The organism is Vibrio sp. 1CM8B, from assembly GCF_023161685.1.
Taxonomy (GTDB): Bacteria; Pseudomonadota; Gammaproteobacteria; order Enterobacterales; family Vibrionaceae; genus Vibrio; species Vibrio coralliirubri.
Genome location: NZ_JALNTU010000002.1, coordinates 1 through 25,514, shown reverse-complemented (window position 1 = coordinate 25,514; position 25,514 = coordinate 1). Strand labels below are relative to the sequence as shown.

The window sequence follows — 25,514 nt, the reverse complement described above, 5'->3', positions numbered from 1 at the left end:
ATACAAAGGGTGTCTATTTTTTGTACTTGTCTTTTTTTAACAATAGTTTGGGCTTGTATTGTTTGTTTTATGTTTGATGTTTGGGGTGGTTGTGTTTTCAAAGTAGTTGTCAAGTGTGTATCAAGTGTATCTTTTGCGATCTTTGCTAAATAGACAATCCTTACTATATAGTTTTTCAAGCGCACCAAATCGATTAAATATTCACTTTTGATTTGTGCGATTTTTCTATCATATAAGAATAAGTATTATTTTATTACATTAGCCTCGGCGTGAGGCATTGATGTGGAGTACTCAAATGACGAGTAAATGGTTTACACAACAAAGTTCAGATGTTTTAAACGAACTGAACGCAGATCAAACGACAGGTTTATCAACTTCTGAAGCGGATGCACGCTTAGAGAAGCACGGCACTAACGAACTGACTGCACAAGAGTCAGCTTCTGCGTGGGAACTGTATATTCATCAATATAAAAACCCACTGATTTTTATTCTAGCTGTTGGTGCAATCGTTTCTTGGTCTACTGGCCACGCGATTGATGCTATTGCTATTGCAGTGATTATCCTTATCAATACTGGTATCGCGTTCTGGCAAGAATTTAAAGCTCAGAAAGGGATGGAAGCGCTAAAAGAAATGGCAGCTCCGGAAGCCGAAGTGATGCGCGATGGTAAATGGATCAGTGTTCCAGCTAAAACCCTCGTTCCTGGTGACATCATCAAAATTAATACTGGCGATATTCTGCCTGCTGATGTTCGTATTCTTGAGTCAAACCGTCTGACGGTAGATGAGGCTGCACTTACCGGTGAATCTGAGCCAGTGAACAAGCAGTCTGAACGCCTTGAAGATGAGACTCTTGGTCTTGGCGATCAGAAGAACATGGGCTTCATGACAACAATCGTGACTACAGGTACAGGCCTTGCTGTTGTAACAAGCACAGGTATGCAAACTGAAGTTGGTCACATCGCTGATATGATGAACCAAACGGAAGAGACGAAAACACCAATGCAAGAGCGTATGGACACCATCGCACTCGCGTTATTGGTTGTTGCTCTTGTGGTTGTTGCTATTGTTTGTGCTATCGGTGTTTACCACGGTATGCCATGGTTAGAAATCCTAACAACAGGTATCTCTTTATCGGTTGCCGCTATTCCTGAAGGCTTACCAACGGTGGTTACTATCGTATTAACGATGGGCTCGACTAAGATGGTTAAGAATAATGCTTTGGCTAAACAGCTAGCAGCAATCGAAACGCTTGGTTCTACAACCGTTATCTGTTCAGATAAAACCGGTACGCTAACACAAAACCAAATGCAGGTAATGAAAGCGTACGATGTGTCTGGTCGTTACTGGGATGTGTCAGGCAAAGGTTTTGATCCTAAGGGTGAATTCATTACCAAAGGTCACAATGTCGAAGCGACAAACAGCCCTGCAATGATGAAAGGTCTTGTTGTTGCAACGCTTTGTAACGATGCTGAATATGTAAATGCTGATGGTAAATGGACGGTTCGTGGCAACCCGACAGAAGGTGCACTAATTGTTGCAGCTGCAAAAGCAGGTCTTAAACAAGATGAAATGCTATCAACGGGTGGCTACTCAATTGTTAAGAAGTTCCCGTTCGATTCTGGTCGTAAGATGGCTTCTGTTATCGTTCGTGACCCACAAGGTAAGCACTTCCTAGCATTGAAAGGAGCGCCAGATGTTGTTCTTGGTAAATCAACCAGCTTCATGGTTGACGGTGGTTTCGTACCAACGGTTGGCTGTGAAGTTTCAGGCAACTTGGCTCTCGATACCGCACCGTCTCAAGAACTTCATTTAGACTTTGAAGCGGCAATCCAAACCTTTGGTGGTGATGCTCTGCGTACACTTGCCGTTGGTTTCCGTGAATTAAAAGAAGAAGAGCTTGAGTTAGATTTCCCTGAGCTTGAAAAAGACGTCAGCATCCTGGGTATCTATGGCATCATGGATCCACCACGTCCAGAAGTGCGTGATGCAGTAAATAGCTGTTATAGCGCTGGTGTTCGTACGGTAATGATTACCGGTGACCACGCAGTCACGGCAGCAGCGATTGCTCGTGAAATCGGAATCATCCGTAGCGAAGACGATCTAGTGGTAACGGGTGCAGAGCTTGATCAAATGGATGACGAGAAGCTTTTGTCTATCTGTTCTCAGGTTGCAGTATTTGCACGTGTTACTCCAGAGCACAAGCTGCGTATCGTAAAAGCGCAGCAAGAGAACAACGAAGTTGCCTCTATGACCGGTGACGGCGTGAACGATGCGCCAGCACTGCGTCGTGCAGACATTGGTGTTGCGATGGGTATTACAGGTACGTCTGTTGCGAAAGACTCAGGTGACCTTATCTTGTTGGACGATAACTTCAGTACTATCGTGAAGGCGGTACGTCAGGGGCGTCAAATTTTCGATAACCTACGTAAGTTTATCCGCCAAGCACTTACAGCGAACGTGGGTGAGGTTTCGGTAATCCTATTTGCATTCCTACTCATGGGACCAGATGTAGTACTTCCGCTAACTCCACTAATGATTTTATGGGTTAACCTCGTTTCTGATGGTCTACCAGCACTCGCACTCGGTGTTGAGCCAGAAGAGAAAGATCTCATGGAGCGTAAGCCAGGCAAACGTGACCAAGGCTTCTTCTCTAATGGTCTGGGCGCTCGTATCCTAACTCGTGGTCTCGCATTAGGTGGTCTAAGTTTTGTGACATTCTCTTACGCACTCGACGGTGGTTACAGTGCTCAATACGCACAAACCGTTGCGTTTTTAACACTGATCTTTGCTCAACTTTGGAGTTTGTTCGATGCACGTACGTTTACAACGATTTATCGTAAGAACCCGTTCACTAACCACTACCTACTTGGTGCGGTGGCAGTATCGGCTATCTTGTCTTTAAGCGTTGTTTACACAAGCTTTGGTCAGCTGGTATTCAGCACAGAAGCATTAGAGTTTAATCACTTAATATCGTTAATCTTCATTGCAGCAGTACCAACATTTGTTCTATCTGCTATCAAAGAAGTGACTAAAGTGAAGTTTATCTAAGACAGACTTCTTAGCTAAATAATTGAATCCCGCCTTAAAAAGCGGGATTTTTTATGCCTGTTATCTTGGTAACGCAGAATTGGAAATGAAAACTGATGTAGAGGCGGTTTCTAGAGAGTGGCAATAAAAAAGCAGCGCTTTAAGCGCTGCCGTATTGATTAATCGTTGTGAACGGAAAGACTAATCTTCGCTCTTTTCTTTGAACTCACAGAGATCTTCAATGATACAGCTGCCACAGCGTGGTTTACGTGCGACACAGGTGTAACGTCCATGAAGAATGAGCCAATGGTGGACATCCAGTTTGAATTCTTTTGGGATAACTTTAAGTAGTTTTGCTTCGACATCGTCGACGGTTTTACCCATCGCTAGCTTAGTGCGGTTTGATACACGATAGATGTGAGTATCAACGGCAATGGTTGGCCAACCGAAAGCGGTATTTAACACTACGTTTGCTGTTTTACGTCCAACACCTGGAAGGGCTTCTAATGCAGCGCGATCTTCCGGTACTTCACCATTATGTAGGTCAAGTAGCATACGACACGTTTTGATGGTGTTTTCTGCTTTTGAGTTAAATAGGCCGATGGTCTTGATGTACTCTTTTAAACCATCAACACCTAGGTCGAAAATAGCTTGTGGCGTATTGGCTACAGGGTACAGCTTATCAGTCGCCTTGTTCACGCTGACATCGGTTGCTTGTGCAGACAATAGAACGGCAATCAGCAGTTCGAATGGGCTGTTCCAATTAAGCTCAGTCTCTGGCTTTGGATTGTTTTCTCTTAAACGCTCAAGTATTTCTACTCGTTTTACATTGTTCATAGCGACATTACTTTCAAATAGTTAGGGCATGAAGCTTGGATTGCTTCTGCTTTATCATCGGTTACGCGCTCTTATGAGCGTCATTATTATATGTACTGTTTAGATCTGATTTTTCCCGCTGGGTGATTGAGCTAACTCAGCGGGGTTTAAGTTAATTTAACTTATTAAGCATTGGTAACGCGAGCGCGTTCAATGACTGGTTTTTCTTGTTTTGGTTGTCTAGATTTTGCTTGGTTATCGATGATGTTTTTCAAAGCAATTAAGAAACCAACACCAATAAAGGCACCCGGTGGAAGCAGGGCTAACAAGAAGCTGTTGTCAAATTGGAAGATCTGGATTCGTAACACCGAAGCCCAGTCACCAAGCAGCAGGTCTGCGCCATCAAATAGAGTGCCGTTACCAATAATCTCACGCATCGCACCTAACACAACCAATACCGATGTCATGCCTAGACCCATCCAGAAACCATCTTGAGCCGCTGGTAGCACTTCATTCTTTGAAGCGAAGGCTTCCGCACGACCAATGATGATGCAGTTGGTTACGATCAGTGGGATGAAGATACCTAAAGATAGGTAAAGCCCATAGGCGTAAGCGTTCATCAGCAATTGAACACACGTTACTAGCGAGGCAATGATCATTACGAATACTGGGATACGCACTTCTTTTGGCACATGGTTACGAACCAAAGAAACAGAAACGTTTGAGCCGACCAGTACAAGCAAGGTAGCAATACCTAGCCCAAGTGCGTTAGTGACTGTTGACGATACAGCCAGCAGCGGACATAACCCAAGAAGTTGCACTAGGGCAGGGTTATTGGCCCACATGCCATTTTTGATCAGTGTTTTATGGTCACTCATAATTCACCACCACAATTTAGAGGTTGAGCAAGCAATGCTTGGTTGTTTTGGTTAACGTATTGAACCGCTTGTTTGACTGACTTCACGACCGCTCTTGGTGTGATGGTTGCGCCAGTAAACTGGTCAAAGTCACCACCGTCTTTACGAACCTTCCAACGGTCAAGGTTAGAATCTGTTACTTGTTTGCCTGCAAACGAAAGAATCCAATCACTCACACGCAAATCAATCTTATCACCCAAACCTGGGGTTTCTTGGTGAGAAAGCACGCGAGTACCTAAAATAGTACCGTCGATCTTCATTCCAACAATCACTTTAATCGCGCCGTTGTAGCCGTCTGGGGCAATCGCTTCGATCGCAATCGCACTCGGCTCACCATTGATTTTAGCAATGTAAGCCGGCATCGCTTGCTCAGTACCAAGCTCTTCTGCTTGAACCAAAGTACAAGACGAAAACAGCTCGTTGTCGTGCAGATCGTGTGGGATCACTTGGTTAAGAACAGACAGTAACTGAGCCTGTTCTTGTTGTTTGATCTGATCTTTGGTCAGGTAGTGAGTTACCGCGACCAAACCCGTCGAAGCACACGCAAAAATCGCGAGTACAAGGCCGTTTTTCTTAATTGCATTTAGCATGGTACCCGCTCCCTTAGTGGCCGTATGTACGAGGTTTGGTGTAGTAGTCAATCAGTGGAACACACATGTTGGCTAACAATACAGCAAACGCCACGCCATCAGGGAAACCACCCCAACTGCGGATGATAAAGACTAAACCGCCGATCAGAGCACCAAACACCAAGCGACCTTTGACTGTCGTGGATGCTGAAACGGGGTCGGTCGCAATGAAAAATGCGCCGAGCATAGTCGCCCCAGACAATAGATGAATGGTCGGTGATGCGGTCTCGCCAGGCGTGAACATCAAGAACACTAGGCTAAATAGGGTCAAGCTGCCCAGAAACGCGACTGGGATATGCCATTGAATCACGCGTTGTTTGATAAGCACCAAGCCACCAACAAGGTAAGCAAGGTTTACCCATTCCCAACCCACGCCAGCTAACCAGCTAAATTGAGGTTGGGACAGAGCTTCAGAAGCGGTGTTGCCTGCTGTTAGTGCGGTTTTGAAGGCATCGAGTGGCGTTGCCATTGTGGTGCCATCAATCCCTAAACGAGCTTGCTGTAGAGATAATCCTTCATTATTGAAACCTGTAAAGATCATCAAGAATGAGTCAACAAAACTGGTTGTTTCAGCCGTTAAGCTCGCGGGAGCATTCCAACTGGTCATCTGAACTGGGAACGAGATCAGCAGAACAACGTAAGCGACCATCGCTGGGTTAAATGGGTTTTGCCCAAGTCCGCCGTATAGGTGTTTCGCGATGACAATTGCGAAGAACATACCTATCACTAGAATCCACCACGGAGAGTGTGGAGGAATCGCGACACTGAGTAGCCAAGCGGTGACAACAGCACTGTAGTCACGTAGCGCCATCACTGGCGGACGCTTTCTTAGCAGCATGATTACCGCTTCAAAGGTAATCGCAAGTGCGATAGCAAATACTAACTGGATGAGCGTACCCCATCCGAAGAAGTAGGTTTGAGCTAGTAGACCTGGCAATGCACAAATAGCGACCCATTTCATCAGATCTGGGGTGCTTCTACGACTGTGTGCGTGCGGTGAGCTGGCGATAAAGAAGGCCACTACTCTTTCTCCTCATTATTCTTTTTATCTAGCTCTTGCTGTGCTTTTCTTGCTTTAGCACGAGCAATAGCGGCAGCAACAGCTGCTTTCTTAGGATCGACTGGTTCTTGTTGAGTTTCAGCCTTTACTTCAACTGCAGGTTCAACCACAGATTCAGGCGTTTCTGCTGATTCTTCCTGTTTCGCTTGTTGTGCCTTTCTTGCTTTAGCGCGAGCGATTGCGGCAGCAACGGCTGCTTTTTTAGGATCAACGGGTTCTGATTGAGTTTTAGCTTCAACCTCAATCACTGGCTCAGGAGTTTCTGCTGCTTCGTCTTGCTTAGCTTGTTGAGCTTTCTTGGCTTTAGCGCGAGCGATGGCTGCAGCAACAGCGGCTTTCTTAGGATCGACTGACTCTTGTTGAGTTTCAGCTTCAACTTCAATCACTGACTCAGGAGTTTCCGCTTGCTTAGCTTGCTGTGCTTTTTTCGCTTTAGCGCGAGCAATGGCCGCAGCGACAGCATCTTTCTTAGCGTCGCCAGTACTTTCAGTCGGAGCATCAGAAGCTGATTCTGCTTGTTGAGCTTTCTTGGCTTTAGCACGAGCAATAGCCGCAGCGACAGCATCTTTCTTAGCGTCGCCAGTACTTTCAACCGGAGCTTCGGAAGCTGATTCCGCTTGTTGTGCTTTCTTCGCTTTAGCGCGAGCTATAGCTGCAGCAACGGCGTCTTTCTTGCCATCAACTGAGCTTTCTGCCGGAGCTTCAGTAGCTGATTCTGCTTGTTGAGCCTTCTTCGCATTAGCACGAGCGATAGCTGCAGCAACGGCGTCTTTCTTAGCGTCGCCAGTACTTTCAACTGGAGCCTCGGAAGCTGAACCTGCTTGTTGTGCTTTCTTGGCTTTAGCGCGAGCAATAGCCGCAGCAACGGCATCTTTCTTAGCATCACCTGATTTTTCAGCTGGAGCTTCAGAAGCTGATTCTGCTTGTTGAGCTTTCTTGGCTTTAGCGCGAGCAATAGCCGCAGCGACAGCATCTTTCTTGCCATCACCTGAGTTTTCTTCAGGAGTATCAGCAGCTGCTTGTTGTGCCTTGCGCTCTCGAGCTTGACGTTTACGTTCTTCACGCAATTTCGACATTTCAGAGTTGTCTGGTTCAGCGCCATCCGCTTTCTGAGCCGCAGCTTGTTTCGCTTTTGCCTTCGCAATAGCAGCAGCTACTGCAGGTTTCACTGCCGGTTCTGCATTAGGTGTTTGGTCTGCCGCGGCTTTTTGCGCTTTAACGCGAGCAATCGCAGCTGCAATCGCATCATCACCATCGGCTGATTTCATATCTTTACGACGGTTGTCAGCAGCTTTCTTGAAGCGGTTTTCACGCTCGGCTTTATCACGCTCCATACGAGCGTTTTTCTCTTCGAAACGAATCTTGGCGCGCTCTGCGGCTGTCGCTTCGTCTTTTCTTGTTTTGATTTCGGCTTTCGCTTGGCGATAGTACTGAACAAGAGGGATCTCACTTGGGCAGACAAACGCACAAGCACCACATTCAATACAGTCTTTAATATTCAGCTCTTCACACTTATCCAACTCGTTGGCTTTGGCATGCCATTGCAGTTGTTGAGGAAGTAGAGACGCAGGGCAAGCTTCAGCACACGCGCTGCAACGAATACATTCCATCTCGTAAGTGCTTGGTGAGATCTCACGACGCGTTGGCGCTAAAATACAGTTCGACGTTTTAGTGATTGGCACATTGGCGTGTGGCAAGGTAAAGCCCATCATCGGGCCGCCCAAAATCAAACGTGGCAGTTTTTTATCCGCTTTGTAGCCAAACTCTTCAAGTAACTCGTGTACAGGTGTACCTAGTAGTGCCCACACGTTACGAGGTTGCTTAAAGGTTTTACCGGTTAAAGTCACCACGCGGTTAACTACTGGTTCACCGTCGATTACCGCTCTCTTAATCGAGTAAAGAGAGCCGACGTTTTGAACCAAAACACCAATGTCTGCAGGAATACCGCCAGCCGGAACCTCTTTATTAGTGAGGATCTTGATCAGCTGTTTCTCACCACCAGAAGGATACTTAGTTGGGATAACACGAATGACGATATCTTTGTCTTTCGCTGCAATCTCAAGTGCTTTTATCGCGTCTGGTTTGTTGTCTTCAATGCCGATAACCGTCAGCTTTGGTTGAAGAATGTGTTCTACCACTTCGATGCCTTTTAATACTTCATCGGCATGTTCTTGAAGCAACTTGTCATCAGAGGTGATGTAAGGTTCACATTCCGCAGCATTAACGATCAAAATATCGGTACGACCTAGACCTGATTGAAGCTTCTTAGCCGTAGGGAAACCTGCTCCGCCCATGCCTGAAATACCAGCTTGGCGAATCACATCAAGCAGTTCGTCAGAAGTCTTTGTCGAAAAATCTTCAACTGGATTTTTTTCAATCCAAGTGTCTAGGCTATCAGGTTTAATAACCACGCACATTTCGCTCAAGCCTGAAGGGTGAGCGGTAGTTCGCGGTTCGATAGCGGTAATCACACCCGATGTTGGTGCATGTACTGGCAAAGTAAAACCTGTATCTAAGGCCGTAAGTTGCTGACCTTTTAACACAGTGTCGCCAGCAGCAACCAATAGGTTACCTGGCTTACCGATGTGCTGTTTCACCGGAAGAACGATTTCTTCTGGAAGCCTTGCATGGACGATATCAGTAGTATTCGACTGTTTCTTGTTTTCAGCAGGGTGCACGCCGCCAGGGAAGTTCCAAATCGAGCCCGTGCGAATTTGTTCAATTAAAGAGATCATACTAACCCTATGCTTTAGGCTCTGACGCAGCCGCATCAGTCGCTTGGTTAGTGATATCAGTAACAGGAATGATGTTCATCTGCCATTTCCAATTTTCAGTCGTTGTTGCCACTGGAATCATTTCAATACAGTCAGTAGGGCACGGTGCGACACATAGATCACAACCTGTACATTCATCTTTAATTACTGTGTGCAGTGCCTTGGTGCCACCAACAATGGCGTCAACAGGGCAGGCTTGAATACACTTGGTACAGCCGATACACATATCTTCGTGAATGAAGGCAACGGTTTTTACTTTGTTATCTAAGTCATGAGCGGAGTCTTCAACTTCTACGCCCATTAAATCTGCTAGCTTCTCAATGGTTGCTTGGCCGCCCGGAGGACATTTGTTGATCTTGTCTCCGTTAGCGATCGCCTCTGCGTATGGGCGACAACCGGGGTAGCCACACTGACCACATTGAGTTTGCGGTAAAATGGTGTCGATTTGATCGACGATAGGATCGGCTTCAACTTTAAAACGGATAGAAGCAAAGCCCAAAATAGCGCCAAAAACAGCGGCTAAAACGGCTAGCGCAATGATCGCAATTAAAATGGTACTCATGCTTATTTCACCAACCCAGTAAAGCCCATAAATGCCAGAGACATTAGGCCTGCTGTGATCATCGCAATCGATGCGCCTTTAAATGGCATTGGAACATCAGCAACCGCAATACGTTCACGCATCGCAGCAAATAGGATCAATACAAGAGAGAAACCCACCGCTGCGCCGAAACCATAGATGATCGACTGAATGAAGTTGTGGTTTTCATTGATGTTCAGAAGTGCCACACCTAATACCGCACAGTTGGTGGTGATAAGAGGCAGAAAGATACCCAGCAGGCGATAAAGAGTCGGGCTGGTTTTGTGCACCACCATTTCCGTAAATTGAACCACCACCGCGATAACCAAGATGAAACTCATGGTACGCAGGTATTCAATACCCAGAGGGGTAAGGATGTAGGTTTCTACTAGGTATGCAGAGACCGACGCTAACGTTAGAACGAAAGTCGTCGCGAGGCCCATGCCAATCGCAGTCTCCAGTTTCTTGGAGACTCCCATAAATGGACATAGTCCTAAAAACTTCACTAGCACAAAGTTATTGACCAGCACTGTGCCAACCAACAACAAAAGGTATTCGGTCATAATTGATTAATTCTTGAGATTCCGATCCCGATATTATCCTGCTTTGCTCACCTAATAACAACCAAGGATCACTAGGGATTTAGACACTTGGTGAAAAAATCAACGGGTAACCGTTTGATTAAGATGGATCAGGTTAAGTATAGGTGTGTATTTGCTGGGAATGAAAAATAAGATTAACTCAATGATAACTCATCGAATCAATCCTATTTTCTTTGTTGTAAAAAGTGTCGAGGAACGAAATGACTTAGTTTTTATGACCCTGAGTTTTCTCAATTAATGTTTCGAACAGAGGCTCTGCGCACCAAAATGGGCATAAATAGCTTATGTTCCGGGTGCTCTTTTGGCTCATCACTTGCGAGTTGCAGAGAGAGCTTAACCGCTTGGTTAGCCATGACTTGGATGGGATAACGAATGGTAGTCAATCGAGGGTAAATGAAGCGAGCAATGTGGCCGTCATCGAAACCAATAACAGACATATCTTCTGGAATACGAACGCCATTTTCTTGTAATAACGCCAAACAGCCTGCTGCCATGTAGTCGTTATACGTGGCAATGGCAGTGATATCTGTGTTTTTTGCCATTAAGTTAACCATGGCTTGCTCACCGCCTAGTTCGTCAGGTTCACCATATTCGATGTACTCATCGTTCGATTCAATACCGTGATCTTTCAATGCATCCAAATAGCCACCTAAGCGGTCGTGAGCATCTTCAATATCGTGACTCGAGCAGATGTAGCCAATGTGTTTGTGGCCGTTTTTAATCAAATACTCTGTCGCGATGTAAGAGCCGCGGCGGTTGTCGAGAGCAATACAGCGGTTTTCGATATCGGGAACAATACGATTGATCAGTACCATTCCGGGTACTTCATTGGCCAGTTTGACTAACTCTTCATCGCTAATGCCTTTGCTATGAACGACGAGTGATTCGCAGCGGCTGTTGATAAGCAGATTAATGGCATTACGCTCTTTGGTGGCGTCATGGTAGCCACTGCCAATCAGTAACTGTTTTTCTTGCTCACTTGCCACGGTATCAATGGCTTTGATCATCGAGCCGAAGAACGGGGCAGAAACATCATTAACCAGCACACCAATCGCGTTTGAAGATTTGCTGACCAATGCACGGGCGTTGGCATTTGGGCGATAGCCGAGTTTTTCCATAGCGGCTTTTACCGCCGCAATTGCGGTTTCACTGGTGTGAGGTGCATTGTTGATTACTCGAGAGGTGGTCGCGATTGATACGCCTGCTTCCTTCGCAACATCTTTAATGGTAGCCATTCCGCTCTCTTATTTTGAATATAATGCTGTGCTAGTGGTTGGACATTTAACAACGGATAGTTAGCCAATTCAAATACTAAACATCAAATATGACGAGGTTTGATGGTTTATTTTTGGTTGGCTGATTTGTTTGAAAATAAAAAGCCAAGCTCTAGATTTGAGCTTGGCTTTTGAGTCACATTGGCGTGTGAACTGTTGTCGCGTGAAGTAAGGTAATCACAGGTAACCCAAAGTAATAGGGAACCAAGTGGCTTAGAGCAAGCCGCTTGGTCCGAATCTACTTACGATGCGCTTGTTAGCGTAACCTGATAACGATATTGATTGTCGGTGAGTTGAAACTCTTGGTGAACACTTGGACTCCAAGAGTCATCACCACCAACGCCCATATGTTGGTGATCAACGCGTACATAGATTTTTTCTTCACGAATTAGGTCATTGGTATGCTTAGCATCCGTTAATTGTTGCTGGCTGTACTGACTCACACTGAATGAAAAATCGCCTTCGATCCCGATATTTCCCACATTCAAGTTTTTGGTTCCGCAACGTAACCCGCTATCGGTTGGGAATATATACGGCGTGTGCATCTGATTCAGTGTTTGCTTGTGTAAACCGAATCGAGCAGCGGCCAAACGGTCTGGATAGTTTTCAAAAGGACCTAATCCCTGCCACGAAACTGGAGTTTCATTGGCTGTTTCGAGTGGTAAAGGCAGCTCCATCTCAAGGCCAATGCGCGGCATCGGCGGTAAGTGATCAGCTAAGTTGACATCAACCGCGATATTCATTTCACCTAGGTTATTTAAGGTGTATTGCCATTTTGTAATCGCTTGGATTTGGCCATTAAATTGGTAGGCGAATACTGACGTCACTTGTACTGAGTCTGCGAGTGCTTGCACGCCACAACTTGTACACTGACGTTCCCATTGACCAATGCCTGCAAGTTCCCAGCGACAAGCCCATGCATTTGGGTCGATGTTGTCTATCTCACTGATACCAATATCGTTATCAAGTGGCGCGCGATAGAAGTTATCGACAGGTGCCTTGATAACTTGCGGTTGCCCATCAACGATCCAGTGGGTCAACAATCCACTCTCTGTATCCCATTGCCATTGATGTGTTTCATCTAGGCTAGACACGACCACTTTATTGTCTTGCTGATTTAACTGAGGAGCCAAAGCATTTGTCGTGCTAGGGAATTGCAAGCCAGCATGGTTACGTAAAGCAAATTGCTCCGTCGCACAAACATGGCCTTCTTCTGCCCACTTGGTTGAATGAATCAGAGTAATATCGGTGTTGAGATGATATTCGGCTTGTGCTTTTGGCGTGAAAGTAAGGTCAATTACCAGCTCTTGTTTACTATCTTCAGCAACGGATAAGACGTGTTGCCCAGATTGAATCACTACGCCATTTTCGAGCAATTGCCAGCGTAAGATTTCATTGTCAGTCGCTCGGAACAGGTTTTCATTGGTTACCGTTAGGCGACATTGATCTTCAGTTTGCTCTGCTAATGTAACACTGATCATTCTCTGGCAGTATTTCGCCTCTTCCAAGGTCGGGTGTACGCTGCGATCTGGGAAGATCAAACCGTTGATGCAGAACTGACGGTCGTTGATGATGTCGCCAAAGTCTCCACCATAAGCCCAGAAGTGTTCACCGTTCTCATCCCACTGGCTTAACCCTTGGTCAACCCAATCCCAGATGAAACCGCCTTGTAGGCGAGGGTATTCTCGGAATGCATCCCAGTAATCATTAAAGCTACCTAAACTGTTACCCATTGCGTGTGCGTATTCACAAAGAATAAGCGGGCGTTGCTCGTTAGGCAGAGAAACCCATTTCTTGATAGACCATTTTGGAACGGCATCGTCTTCGATAGTGCTGTTAACGCGTGCGTACATTGGCGCAATGATATCGGTCGCTGTGGTATTGGAACCACCGCCTTCATATTGTACCGGGCGAGAAGGGTCGTACTGTTTCGACCAAGCATACATCGCATTGTGGCTGCTGCCGTGCCCTGACTCGTTGCCCAAAGACCAGATGATGATAGAAGGGTGGTTCTTATCACGCATGACCATTTGCGTGTAACGACTCATATAAGCGTGTGCCCATTGTGGGTCTGCAGACAAGCGATTCATAGGCTGCATGCCATGGGTTTCGATGTTCGCTTCATCACACACATATAAACCGTATTCGTCACACAGCTCGTACCATCGTGGGTGGTTCGGGTAGTGAGCGGTGCGCACAGCATTGAAATTGTACTGCTTCATTAGACAGATATCGCGGATCATGTCTTCTTCTGTCATCACATGCCCCAACTCTGGGTGATGCTCATGACGGTTGACGCCGCGAATCAATAGCGGTTTGCCGTTTAGCTTTAGCTGACCGTCTGTCATTTCGACTTTGCGGAATCCAACTTGATAAGCTTCACTTTCTATGTGGTTACCTTGCCTATCAAGCAATGACACGACAATTCGGTAAAGGTTAGGAACTTCTGCGCTCCATTTCTTCGGTTCTCGAATATGAAGAGTTTGGAATACCACATCATCGTAGGTGCCACGCTCGTCAATTCGTCGATTATGAGGGCGATCGATAAGCGGTTCAGTCACAGCGTTTTCACCGTCAAACAGTTGAACCTGAACTTGGTAAGTGTCTGGTGCCGTAATTTTGGTGACAATCGATAGTGAACCATCGCGATAGCATGCGTCTAAGTCCGGCGTAACGAACACATCTTCAATGCACTGCTTTGGTTTGGCTAGCAAGGTCACATCACGGAAGATACCGCTTAGCCACCACATATCTTGGTCTTCTAAATAACTACCATCACACCAACGTATCACCATAACAGACAGCGTATTATCGCCAACAGTTAGATACTGAGTTAAGTCGAACTCGGCAGGTAAGCGGCTATCTTGGCTATAACCAACCCAATTGCCATTACACCAAAGATGAAAAGCGGAATTGACGCCATCAAAGATAATACGTTGGGTGTTCTTTAGGTCATTTTTAGTCAACGTAATTTGAGTGCGGTAACAACCGGTTGGGTTTTCTGCCGGTACAAACGGTGGGTTCACTTCAAATGGGTATTTTACGTTGGCGTAGATAGGTTTATCGTAGCCTTGCATTTGCCAGTTCGATGGTACGGTAATCTCGTCCCATTGTGAGTCATTGAAACTTGTTTCGATAAATTCACCGTCAACTTGTTCAGGTGCATCAAAGTATTTGAACTTCCATTGTCCATTAAGAGATTTACGTTGTGACTCAATGCCGTCTCGAGCGTGTTTAAGGTTGCGGTAGCTTGATAATGGGCTGTGCGCATTAAGGCAGTGGATATTCACAGACTGTGGGTTTTCCCAATCGCGTCTTTGGATGATGTTTGAAAATGCCTTCATGGTATTCCTACTCTTAAAGTGTTCAATATTGGTAATAATTCTATTAAGTCATCGGTTTTTTAAGCCGTGATGACCGTTATCAAATCGTTGGTTTTGCGTATTGTTCTGTTGGCTTGTTCAGCTATTTAGTGAGCTGTTTTAATAAATAATCTTTTGCTTCGGGCATACCCTGTTCAGCCGCTTGATTAGCAATAAATGCGGCTTGTTTGATGTCATTGTTGCTTAGGGCTTGGTCAATGTTCTTTTGGATATTCAACCATTGCGCCTTTTGATTGGTTTCAACTGTCTGAGTTGACGGTTGAGAAACTTGCGTTGAACCTAAGGTTTCGGGCTCATTGTTGGATGAAACGCCAAGCTCAGCCAATAGGGTCAAAACCGCACTGTTTGTTGATTGGCTCGCCGTAACATCAATGACACCTACGCTGCTCAACGTGGCCGTCAACGGCAGTTGCTTATTGCCAATAATCTGCTGAGATTCTGAATACAGATCTTCAGGGTGAATTCGATTGATGGCGCTATCTAACTTGTTGCTATCGGCGCTGACCACAATAAATTGCGCGTTGTCTCGTTGAGGTTCGAGTGCAATTGATGCTTCAATCCTTTCTAAGCCTTGCATCGCTGTCGGGTAGTAAGTGAAGTCGTTAGTGTTGTATTGACCAAGCAGTCGCCATTGTTTGTCAAAGACATAAATAGACGGAGCGAAAAGCGCATCATTTTTAATGTATGAACGAATGAGTAAGGACAGCGATTCTGTCGTGTCACTGATTTGGTACGCGATGGTCGGAAAGCGTTGGCTATCCGCTTGTGTATTGTCATTTAACAATGAAGAGGAAAGGGTCGGTAAATGACCGTCCATAATCACTTGTTGGTGGAATGGAACAGACAATTGCGTCATTGGCAGCGCACTTAGCTGAGAACAGCATGCACTGTCATTGAAATCAGTCTTAAGTTCCTTTTCAGGTATTCCGCTGCATGCGCTAAGGGTGAGTGCCGCGACAATGATCACCAATGATTTTAATTTCATCTGATTGCTACCTTAGTAAAGGGGAAAACATCGGCTTTCCCCGTTAAATTGCTATTCCAGTGTTGAGCGTCAATTCGTTGATTGAACAGACGTTCGGGTGTGGTGGTTTACCACCAAGTTTCTACGTTGAAACCAAAGGTAATCTCGTCAACAGTCTCGGCGTTGATGCTTGTTGCCGTCCCATAAACCTCGTTACCACGATCCCATTCGTTGTTGGATTCAGAGTAAGTTGCAAAGATACGGATAGATGGGCGAGCCCATACGCCTTTGCCAGCTTGGAACATTTGAGCGACAGTCACTTTGTACATATCATTGGTGCCTGAGCCGTTTTGTGCTTCTACCGTTTCGTAACCGACTTCAAGTGCTGTCGACATATAATCTGTCCAAGCATATTGAGGACGTGCACCGACACTGAACCATTTCTCACCATCGTTGTTATCTAGGTTGTTATCTTGATAAGCGATGGAGTACATGACTTGAACATCTTCACTGATATTTAAGTCACCGTGGTTAAATAGACGCCAGCTGTAGCCATCATGTTCGACGCCAGTGCTGTACTTTTTGTCTGAACCACCTTCAGCACTCATTAATCCGCCAGCTAAGGCATCAGTACCGTATTGGAAGGCCAAGGTGTTTGAGCCGTAGTTCCAAGCTTGACGGTAAAGAGCAGAGAGCATTGCGCCAGAAGTAGTAATGTCTTTATCGTCGTAGCTCGAGTTTTGCGTGGTCACGTAGTTCAAACCAAGAGTAAGATCCGCAGTATCACTCAATTCAATACCGCTTAAGCGAGCATCAATATTGTGAAGACTACGCCCATCGTCACTTGACGAGTTTGGCGCCATCCAGGCCAAATGTGCATCCGCAAACCCTAGATCCCAATCTTCAATACCTAAACCCGTACTGGATGTATCCCAGTACTTAACATCAATCATGTGGACTTCATGGCGACGATAAAAACGTTCTCCGGCCCATACTTTCGCGTTAGGTTGTCCATCGATAAGACCATGGCCTGCTGACCAAAGCTGAATCGTACTTACGTCTCCCCAGCTATCACCGCTGCCTAGATAAATCGTGGTATCAAAATAAGCGTCATTGTCACGCCATACATCGGCTTTCACACCCGCTTCCCACCAATTCAGTTCATTACCTAAACGGTAGTTACCGTAACCTTGACCTGCTCGAATAACGTCGTTTCGTTCTCCTTTGCCATCGTTATGTTGGTCATTGTCGGTGTAGATGTTGCCCCATTTCGCATAACCAAAATACGTTACGTTTTCCACTGCAGCGAAGCTGATTAATGGGGTGAGGGCAAGAGTGAATCCTAATGCTTTAACTAGCATTTTTTGTTTCATGAAGTGTCTCCATTATTTTTTATTTATGGATATTTTTATGTTTGAGTCCTAACTCGAGCGAGAGTGTAAATAAACAATGGAAACGTTTTCATGATGAGGTTGGCATTTTTACGCTATTGATGGGTTTGTGATTATTTTGTGTGATTTTGATCAGGTTATTGAGCTTGTAGTGGCAGTTTTGTAGAGGTTTCTGTGGGTTTTTAATGGAATCGTTTTCTATTTCAGAGGTATTGAGGGGGTTGATAGTGCGTTAGAGCTGAAGTTTCTCGTTGTGTTCGAACATCGGTAATAGTGATGTGAGGCTAGATCTAGCAAGGGCTTGGGGCTTTTTTGAGAGGAAAAGCAGCCCAGTCAATGATAACTGGGCATGTGAGACAAGGAAGCAAGTATCAAATTAAATGCCGAAGCTAGGCTGCAAGCATTGCGTTCTATACCGTCAAGCTGGAATGTAAAAGTTAGGACCCAGGGAGACACTTCATAGTTGTACTCTAAAGGTTAAGAATACGAGTGTGGTGTGGTGAGTTCAAGAGGAAATGTGTTTGAGCCCATTTTCAAATTACAGATCCGCCATAACATAATGAATTTTAAGGGATTAATTGTTGTTGAGCTCCTGTTTATTTTAACGTTATAGCGCTTTATTTAATGTGGAATATCCCTATTTTTGAGGATTAGGAGCATATGTGCTGAGGTGGTGGTTGGCATAAATCTTTGAATTAGGAGGTATTGTTTGAATCTATTAATCTCAAAATATTTAATGGAAACGTTTTCATGATTTTGGGTTTGATCACAGAAACTCTCAGCTCAATAATTATGATACGGGGTAATTAAACGCGTTAAGGTTAAATAAAATGACGAATAAATCCCTAGTAGAAATTACGGGTAAAGACTCGCAACTGATCGTTGAACTTGGTGATTTCGCCGAAATTCTGCATTGGGGAGTACCAGTTCGTGGCGATCTAACGAACTTTCGTGTTTCTCTTCAAAGGCCAGTTCCTTACGGTCGCCTTGATAATGATGTCGCTATGTCACTGAGCCCAGAGCTCGGACGCGGTGTATTCAGCAGTCCGGCATTAGAAGGACACCGAGATGGGTTGGACTGGGCGCCTGTTTTCTCTATTACGGATATTCAACAAACACCATCTAGCCTAATCATTGAGAGTGAAGATGTGCGTGCAGGCTTACATTTAACAACCGAACTATGCCTTGATAAACATGATGTTGTGAAATCTCGTCACACCTTAACCAACCTTAAAGCCGGCCTTTATCAGGTGAACCGTCTCGCCAATACTTTACCATTACCAGCAAGAGCTGATGAGTTGATGACGTACTACGGCCGCTGGGTACATGAGTTCCAAACGGTGCGCCAGCCCTTACAACAAGGGGGCTATCAACAAGAAAATCGTCGCGGACGAACGTCTCATGAACATTATCCAGCGATGGTTGTCGGTACCGCCAACTTCAATGAAATGGCAGGTGATGTGTGGGGCGTTCACTTCGCTTGGAGTGGTAACCACAGATTGCGCGCTGATGTAAAAGCAGACGGTCGTCGCTACGTGCAAGCTGAAGTTATTTATCTACCGGGCGAGATTGCATTGGATGAAGGTGAAAGCTTAACGACACCTTGGTTGTATGCAAGTTTCAGTTCGGAAGGCCTAAATGGAATGAGCCACCAGTTCCACTCCCATGTGCGTGGTTCCATCTTGCCGGAGTCTTTCGCACAAAAGCCTCGACCTATCCATCTTAATACATGGGAAGGCATCTATTTTGACCATGATCCTGATTATATTATGTCGATGGCTAGCCAAGCCGCGGATATGGGAGTAGAGCGTTTTATCATTGACGATGGCTGGTTCAAAGGGCGCTGCGGAGACAAGGCTGCGCTAGGGGATTGGTTCTTGGATGAAGAAAAGTACCCAAATGGTTTAGAGCCGATAGTTGAACACGTTAATCAGTTGGGTATGGAGTTTGGATTGTGGTTCGAACCTGAGATGATCAATAAGGATTCTGACTTATACCGAGCCCATCCAGACTGGTTGCTTGCGGTTGACGGCTATGATCAACCAACGGGTCGCAATCAATATGTTATCGATCTTCAGAATCAACAAGCATTCGACTTTCTGTTTGAGCGCCTTGATCACTTCTTAAGTCAGTACAACATTGCTTACATTAAGTGGGATATGAACCGAGAGGTTGTACAACCTGCGCATCTAGGCAGGGCTGCGGCTCATCAACAAACCGCTCGTTATTATGAGTTGGTCGATAAAGTCCGAGAGAAGCACCCAATGGTTGATATTGAATCTTGTGCGGCTGGTGGTGGTCGTATCGATTTTGAGGTTCTTAAGCGTACGCAACGTTTTTGGGCTTCAGATAATAACGATGCCTTAGAAAGACAAACGATTCAGCGCGGGATGAGTTACTTCTTCCCTCCTGAGGTTATGGGAAGTCATATCGGTGCGAGCCACTGCCACAGCACTCGTCGTCGTCATAGTATTGAGTTTCGTGGCCTAACAGCACTGTTTGGTCATATGGGAATTGAATTAGACCCTGTGAAAGAAGTTCAAGAAGAGAAGCAGGGCTTTGAACACTACATCAAGCTACATAAGATGCTGCGCCCGTTACTGCATAGCGGGAGAACTTGGCGAGTTCCAACGGACGATAGTGCCCATCAAATCCATGCGGTCGTCTCCGAAGATGTGTCAGAAGCTGTGGTGATGATTGCACAGCTGGCGATGCCAACCAATTCGTTGAGTGGTCATTTGCGTATACCTGGGCTAGATCCACAAAGTTTATACAAGGTATCTGTGATTGATAAACCGTCAAATTACGATGATATTGTGAATTATCAACCGCCATGGACAGAGTCTGGCTGTGAATTATCAGGTGCTTGGTGTGCCGAGGTGGGGCTGACGATGCCAATACTCGATGCAGAAACAGCAATGCTAATTAAGTTTGAACGTATCGAGTAAGTTTTAGCATAGGCCTTATATTTGATGAACCGCGTAGGTGAAATTACGCGGTTTTTTATTGCCTTTAATAAACCGTCATGAACTATCAAATCAATTTGATGTGCCCTTAGAGATTGGAGATCTGTAGGTATTCCCACCGCGACACTGCACTTATGTAATCGTTCTCATGCCTCACTTCACACTACGAACTGTTTTTAGTACTTTAATTAGCGATATTCTCTGTCAATTCGAGGGTTTTATTGTTCGATCTCTCACTTTAGATATTTGACTGAAAACGTTTCCATTGAATGGTTGTTGATCACAGTATCTGTGCGTTGGAATGGTTACATTAGCGTCGGACTTGATACTTGAGTGTTTTAAGAAGCGACCACAGAGTGGCTCTAAAACAGAACTTGAGTGGATAAATTATTATAAATAAAAGGTAAGCGTTTCAACGTCTGTTAGGAGATGAAGTTACGCGCCTGAAGGAAATACTATGTCTGATCAAATTACTCTACAAACCAAATTATCGTATGGACTTGGGGCTTTAGGTAAAGACTTTGCCTGTGCTCCAATCTACATCTTTTTAATGTTTTACTTCACTGATGTTGCTGGGCTGTCAGCGGCGTTCGTGGGTACTATCTTTTTGGCCGCGCGCATTGTCGACGCGGTGACCGACCCAATGATGGGCGTTATCGTTGATAACACGCGCTCTAAGTTTGGTAAATTCCGTCCTTGGATAGTGATTGGAACTCTGTTGAATGCTGTAGTGCTTGTTGGCCTTTTTAGTACGCATATGTTTGAAGGCACTACGTTATACATTTATGCAGCGGCTGCTTATATTCTGTGGGGCCTTACCTACACTATTATGGACATTCCATACTGGTCTTTGATTCCTGCACTATCGAGCTCTCGTCAAGAACGTGAAAAGCTGGTTGTTTGGCCACGATTGTTTGCTAGCTTGGCGTGGTTTATTACGGGTACTTACGGGCTACACATTGTCGGTAAACTGGGTGATGGCGACCAAGGACAAGGTTTCTTCAACGTTGCTATGTTGATTGCTGTGCTGTTCGTGATGAGTGCATTCTTGATTGCTCGCAACGTAAAAGAAAAATCTGCACCAGCAAATGCCAAACCAGCTGAGCGTTTCAGCTTTAAAGATGTAATGGTTATCATTGGTAAGAATGACCAACTAAAAGCACTTATTGGTACCGTATTGTCGTTCCAAATAGCAAACTTGCTGGTGGGTGGTTTTGCGATTTACTACTTCTCTTACGCTTTAGGCAACGCTGACTTGTTCCCCGTTTATATGATGGTGGCAGGTATCGCTGAAGTTGCAGGTGTATTCTTGTTCCCTCGTATTGCATCAGTGTTACCACGCAAGCACCTATGGGTTATTGCTTGTGGCTTCCCAGTGCTGTCTTGTATCACTCTACTTGTCATGGGCTTTATCGCTCCAGGTAACGCGATTCTAATCGGTATCGCAGGTGCTGCTATCAAGTTTGGTGTGGGTATCGCTAACGCACTGCAAACTGTAATGCTTGCCGATGTTGTTGATTACGGTGAACACAAAACGGGTCGTCGCAGTGAGAGTGTTATCTTCTCTGTTCAAACGATGCTTGTTAAGTTTGCAGGCGCGGCTGGTGGTTTTATTGTTGGTATGGGCTTGTCTGTGGTGGGTTATGTACCAAACGTGGAACAGTCTGACAGCACTATCATGGGACTGCAGTTTATGATGGTAGGTTTACCAGCGATTCTAATGACGGTAAGTGCTCTTGTTTATAAGCGCTACTACCACCTGCATGAAGGGTTTGATCAAGACCAAGCCGGTAAAGAGACTCAGACTAATGTTGTTACAGCAGAAGCATAACCGCTAAAACGACGTCTCATCTAGAATAACGCTCAGTTTAGTCACTAAGCCCAAACGCCTCCTTGTGAGGCGTTTTTTTATGGATGTTAGCTAATCAAAGCTGTGCCTGTAGAGCTTTTGTTTCGACTAAAACGCAAAAAGCTGCATCGAGTGATGTGGCTTCTTTAAATTTGGCTCCCCTGCGGGACTCGAACGCGGACGGCCAGTTCTGAGACATAAACTTGGAACAAGTTAGTTGCAGTTATATACGAAAAAGCCCAATCTTTCGATTGAGCTTTCTTCTAGAATTTGGCTCCCCATGTCGGGACTCGAACGTGGCCAACTAGGTCTGAGACATTGGTTTGGTACAAACCAGTCGCTTTAAAACGCAAAAAGCCGCGTCGAGCGATGCGGCTTCTTTAAATTTGGCTCCCCCTGCGGGACTCGAACCTGCGACATACGGATTAACAGTCCGCCGTTCTACCAACTGAACTAAGGGGGAATTGCTTGTTAGCGACGCGAATTCTAATAATTGTCCGGATTTCTGTCAATAAAAAATATCAGAAAAAAGTAAGATAAAAAACTTTACTTTCTTGAACGCCTTATTGGATTTAGCTTTGCTTTAGTTATCCACCAAAATTGTGGATAAGTGTGTGTGTGAAACTTTAACAACAATAATTGGGATAAATCGAAAAATGCAAAAATCTTATCTAACGTAATGTATTTAAAAGATTTATAGCAAAATATCGCAATTGTATAACTTTTGTAGATTATAAAACGAACAGTAAAACAAGCGGTATTTTTAGGTTTTTTGGGGAAAAGTAGTGGATTAAAATTCGAGTAATTTAGCTGGGGAAACTTTGCAGGGGCACGGATAATACCAAGTTCTAAAAATAAAAGCTATAACTGATCTCGAATCTTAAGATGCATTTCTCTAGATAATAGTTGCAACTACACTCCACCTAGAGTGACAATGACCTGATTAAAAAAACAGTATGGAAATGGCGACCTATGAGCAAACTCTTTGACTTGGTATCGGACTACAGCCCGTCCGGTGACCAGCCGACGGCGATAACCAAATTACTAGATGGACTAGATTCTGGTTTGGCACATCAAACTCTATTAGGGGTAACGGGCTCTGGTAAAACATTTACCCTTGCCAACGTCATTTCCCAATCTCAAAGACCTGCGATCCTGTTAGCGCCTAACAAGACATTGGCGGCTCAACTTTACGGTGAGATGAAATCTTTCTTTCCAAACAATGCCGTTGAGTATTTTGTTTCTTACTACGATTACTACCAACCTGAAGCCTACGTTCCAACCACGGACACGTTCATCGAGAAAGATGCGTCTGTGAACGCTCATATCGAACAAATGAGGCTTTCGGCAACCAAAGCCTTATTAGAACGAAAAGACGCCATCATTGTGGCTTCTGTGTCGGCTATCTACGGTCTTGGTGATCCTAAGTCTTATTTGAAGATGATGCTTCATTTGAGTCGTGGTGAGGTGATGGATCAGCGAGACATCCTACGCCGCTTGGCTGAGCTGCAATATTCAAGAAACGATGTCGCCTTTGAACGTGGTCAGTTCCGAGTTCGTGGTGAGGTGATCGATATCTTCCCGGCTGAATCTGACCAAGATGCGGTTCGAATTGAAATGTTCGATGACGAAGTGGACTGCATTAGTATCTTTGATCCACTGACTGGTGCGGTTAAGCAAAGAGACTTGCCGCGCTTTACGGTTTATCCAAAAACTCACTACGTAACCCCAAGAGAGAAGATCCTTGAGGCGATTGAGAACATCAAGGATGAACTGCGCGATCGTGCTCAATACTTAAAAGACAACAATAAGCTTTTGGAAGAGCAGCGTATCTCTCAAAGAACTCAGTTTGATATTGAGATGATGACTGAGCTTGGCTTCTGTTCCGGTATCGAAAACTATTCACGATACTTGAGCGGCCGTGCGGAAGGGGAAGCGCCGCCAACGTTATTTGATTACCTGCCTGATGATGGTTTGCTGATCATCGATGAGTCACACGTGACTGTGCCGCAAATTGGTGCGATGTATAAAGGTGACCGTTCTCGTAAAGAAACCTTGGTCGAGTTTGGTTTTAGACTGCCTTCTGCATTGGATAACCGCCCAATGAAGTTTGAAGAATTCGAGTCTATAGCCCCACAAACGATTTTTGTGTCGGCAACGCCGGGTAATTACGAGATTGAGAAATCAGATGGCGAGATTGCTGATCAAGTGGTGCGTCCTACTGGCCTGTTAGACCCAATCATCGAAGTACGTCCGGTTGCGACTCAGGTGGATGACTTGCTGTCTGAAATCAGAATCCGTTCAGCGAAAGAAGAGCGCGTGTTGGTCACAACACTAACGAAGAGAATGGCGGAAGACTTAACCGAATACCTAAGTGAGCACGGCGTTAAAGTGCGTTACTTGCACTCGGATATCGATACGGTTGAGCGTGTGGAGATCATCCGAGACCTACGTTTGGGCGAGTTCGACGTGTTAGTGGGTATTAACTTACTTCGTGAAGGTTTGGATATGCCTGAAGTGTCGCTGGTGGCGATTCTTGATGCAGACAAAGAGGGCTTCTTGCGTTCTGAGCGTTCTCTGATCCAAACCATTGGTCGTGCTGCGCGTAACTTGGAAGGTCGAGCGATCCTTTATGGTGATTCGATTACTAAGTCGATGAGAAAAGCGATTGATGAAACCGATCGTCGTCGCGAGAAACAGCAAGCCTACAACGAAGAGCAAGGCATCACGCCGCAAGCGTTGAAACGCAATATCAAAGACATTATGGAACTGGGTGATCTAACCAAGTCGAAGCAGCAGCGCCAATCGAAACAAGTTCCTCTATCTAAGGTGGCAGAGCCTTCTGAAAGTTATGCAGTACTTACGCCGCAACAGCTTGATAAAGAGATCAGCAAGCTAGAAGCTGCGATGTATCAGCATGCTCAGAATCTGGAATTTGAATTGGCCGCACAGAAGCGTGATGAAATTGAGCAGTTAAGAAAGCAGTTTATTACCAACAGCTAATCTCACTTTTCACTCGAGAAGTGATCCCCTCAAGACAAGAATTGAGAGTGTTTCAGACAAAAAAACAGCCAGTAGTAAATGTTCTACTGGCTTACGTTTGTGAACACTCGGTCCACTAACAACGTCAGTTGGCTAGGTGACCCGAAGGTCATTTGTACTGTTGCATCGTTCGTGCCAGATAGATAAAACATTGATTGTTTGATGTCTCGTCCTAAAATACGTTGACAGTATTTCTACTAAGCCAACAGCGTCAGCTGTTGGCTTTTTTCATGCACCTC

The 25,514-nt window shown here is 45.2% G+C and carries 15 protein-coding genes and 1 tRNA gene; 4 read left to right on the top strand and 12 right to left on the bottom strand.

Annotated elements, in window-relative coordinates:
• Positions 1 to 295: 295 nt before the first annotated feature.
• Positions 296 to 3,049 carry a cation-transporting P-type ATPase gene (locus MSG36_RS03870; protein ID WP_048610520.1) on the top strand — a complete coding sequence of 918 codons (2,754 nt, stop codon included), beginning with the start codon at positions 296 to 298 and terminating at the stop codon, positions 3,047 to 3,049.
• A gap of 180 nt (positions 3,050 to 3,229) precedes the next feature.
• Here MSG36_RS03870 and nth read toward each other — a convergent pair whose 3' ends face one another.
• The 11 genes from nth to MSG36_RS03815 form a co-directional block, all read right to left on the bottom strand.
• On the bottom strand, positions 3,230 to 3,865 hold the full coding sequence (nth, locus tag MSG36_RS03865) for an endonuclease III (RefSeq protein WP_048610522.1): 636 nt from the start codon (positions 3,863 to 3,865) through the stop codon (positions 3,230 to 3,232).
• 164 nt (positions 3,866 to 4,029) lie between these two features.
• On the bottom strand, positions 4,030 to 4,722 hold the full coding sequence (locus MSG36_RS03860; protein ID WP_012603531.1) for an electron transport complex subunit E: 693 nt from the start codon (positions 4,720 to 4,722) through the stop codon (positions 4,030 to 4,032).
• Positions 4,719 to 5,351, bottom strand: a complete 633-nt coding sequence (gene rsxG, locus MSG36_RS03855) for an electron transport complex subunit RsxG (protein ID WP_248366427.1) — start codon at positions 5,349 to 5,351, stop codon at positions 4,719 to 4,721. The genes MSG36_RS03860 and rsxG overlap by 4 nt, the downstream gene beginning before the upstream one ends.
• Positions 5,352 to 5,364: 13 nt before the next feature.
• A complete protein-coding gene (rsxD, locus tag MSG36_RS03850) occupies positions 5,365 to 6,411 on the bottom strand; it encodes an electron transport complex subunit RsxD (RefSeq protein ID WP_061040162.1) in 1,047 nt (348 codons plus the stop codon).
• Positions 6,411 to 9,185: an electron transport complex subunit RsxC gene (rsxC, locus tag MSG36_RS03845; protein WP_248366425.1), complete on the bottom strand. Its 2,775-nt coding sequence runs from the start codon at positions 9,183 to 9,185 to the stop codon at positions 6,411 to 6,413. Before rsxC ends, rsxD begins: the two co-directional genes overlap by 1 nt.
• A gap of 7 nt (positions 9,186 to 9,192) precedes the next feature.
• Complete coding sequence (rsxB, locus tag MSG36_RS03840) at positions 9,193 to 9,786, bottom strand: electron transport complex subunit RsxB (RefSeq protein WP_048611571.1); 594 nt, start codon at positions 9,784 to 9,786, stop codon at positions 9,193 to 9,195.
• 2 nt (positions 9,787 to 9,788) lie between these two features.
• Entirely contained in the window at positions 9,789 to 10,367 is a 579-nt protein-coding gene (gene rsxA, locus MSG36_RS03835; RefSeq protein WP_004734039.1) for an electron transport complex subunit RsxA, read from the bottom strand.
• A gap of 269 nt (positions 10,368 to 10,636) precedes the next feature.
• Positions 10,637 to 11,641, bottom strand: coding sequence for a substrate-binding domain-containing protein (locus MSG36_RS03830; protein WP_048611573.1), 1,005 nt, complete (start codon positions 11,639 to 11,641; stop codon positions 10,637 to 10,639).
• Positions 11,642 to 11,922: 281 nt separating this feature from the next.
• Positions 11,923 to 15,024, bottom strand: coding sequence for a beta-galactosidase (locus MSG36_RS03825; RefSeq protein WP_248366423.1), 3,102 nt, complete (start codon positions 15,022 to 15,024; stop codon positions 11,923 to 11,925).
• Positions 15,025 to 15,145: 121 nt separating this feature from the next.
• Positions 15,146 to 16,048, bottom strand: coding sequence for a MalM family protein (locus tag MSG36_RS03820; protein ID WP_248366421.1), 903 nt, complete (start codon positions 16,046 to 16,048; stop codon positions 15,146 to 15,148).
• 107 nt (positions 16,049 to 16,155) lie between these two features.
• Positions 16,156 to 17,400 (bottom strand): carbohydrate porin, encoded by a 1,245-nt coding sequence (locus MSG36_RS03815; RefSeq protein ID WP_052878987.1) that lies wholly within the window; start codon positions 17,398 to 17,400, stop codon positions 16,156 to 16,158.
• A gap of 848 nt (positions 17,401 to 18,248) precedes the next feature.
• Between MSG36_RS03815 and MSG36_RS03810 the strand changes: the two genes are divergently transcribed.
• On the top strand, positions 18,249 to 20,366 hold the full coding sequence (locus MSG36_RS03810; RefSeq protein WP_248366419.1) for an alpha-galactosidase: 2,118 nt from the start codon (positions 18,249 to 18,251) through the stop codon (positions 20,364 to 20,366).
• A 475-nt stretch (positions 20,367 to 20,841) separates the two neighbouring features.
• Positions 20,842 to 22,215, top strand: coding sequence for a melibiose:sodium transporter MelB (gene melB / locus MSG36_RS03805; RefSeq protein WP_248366416.1), 1,374 nt, complete (start codon positions 20,842 to 20,844; stop codon positions 22,213 to 22,215).
• Positions 22,216 to 22,620: 405 nt separating this feature from the next.
• Here the strand turns inward: melB and MSG36_RS03800 are convergent.
• Positions 22,621 to 22,696: transfer RNA gene (locus MSG36_RS03800), tRNA-Asn, on the bottom strand.
• Between the two features lie 509 nt (positions 22,697 to 23,205).
• On the opposite strand from MSG36_RS03800, the gene uvrB reads away from it, so the two are divergent.
• Positions 23,206 to 25,236: an excinuclease ABC subunit UvrB gene (uvrB, locus tag MSG36_RS03795; RefSeq protein WP_050652938.1), complete on the top strand. Its 2,031-nt coding sequence runs from the start codon at positions 23,206 to 23,208 to the stop codon at positions 25,234 to 25,236.
• Positions 25,237 to 25,514 lie beyond the last annotated feature (278 nt).

Coding starts and splice junctions, on each gene's coding strand:
- MSG36_RS03870 (WP_048610520.1), top strand. CDS start 296: ATGACGAGTAAATGGTTTACACAACAAAGTTCAGATGTTTTAAACGAA.
- nth (WP_048610522.1), bottom strand. CDS start 3,865: ATGAACAATGTAAAACGAGTAGAAATACTTGAGCGTTTAAGAGAAAAC.
- MSG36_RS03860 (WP_012603531.1), bottom strand. CDS start 4,722: ATGAGTGACCATAAAACACTGATCAAAAATGGCATGTGGGCCAATAAC.
- rsxG (WP_248366427.1), bottom strand. CDS start 5,351: ATGCTAAATGCAATTAAGAAAAACGGCCTTGTACTCGCGATTTTTGCG.
- rsxC (WP_248366425.1), bottom strand. CDS start 9,185: ATGATCTCTTTAATTGAACAAATTCGCACGGGCTCGATTTGGAACTTC.
- rsxB (WP_048611571.1), bottom strand. CDS start 9,786: ATGAGTACCATTTTAATTGCGATCATTGCGCTAGCCGTTTTAGCCGCT.
- rsxA (WP_004734039.1), bottom strand. CDS start 10,367: ATGACCGAATACCTTTTGTTGTTGGTTGGCACAGTGCTGGTCAATAAC.
- MSG36_RS03830 (WP_048611573.1), bottom strand. CDS start 11,641: ATGGCTACCATTAAAGATGTTGCGAAGGAAGCAGGCGTATCAATCGCG.
- MSG36_RS03825 (WP_248366423.1), bottom strand. CDS start 15,024: ATGAAGGCATTTTCAAACATCATCCAAAGACGCGATTGGGAAAACCCA.
- MSG36_RS03820 (WP_248366421.1), bottom strand. CDS start 16,048: ATGAAATTAAAATCATTGGTGATCATTGTCGCGGCACTCACCCTTAGC.
- MSG36_RS03815 (WP_052878987.1), bottom strand. CDS start 17,400: ATGAAACAAAAAATGCTAGTTAAAGCATTAGGATTCACTCTTGCCCTC.
- MSG36_RS03810 (WP_248366419.1), top strand. CDS start 18,249: ATGACGAATAAATCCCTAGTAGAAATTACGGGTAAAGACTCGCAACTG.
- melB (WP_248366416.1), top strand. CDS start 20,842: ATGTCTGATCAAATTACTCTACAAACCAAATTATCGTATGGACTTGGG.
- uvrB (WP_050652938.1), top strand. CDS start 23,206: ATGAGCAAACTCTTTGACTTGGTATCGGACTACAGCCCGTCCGGTGAC.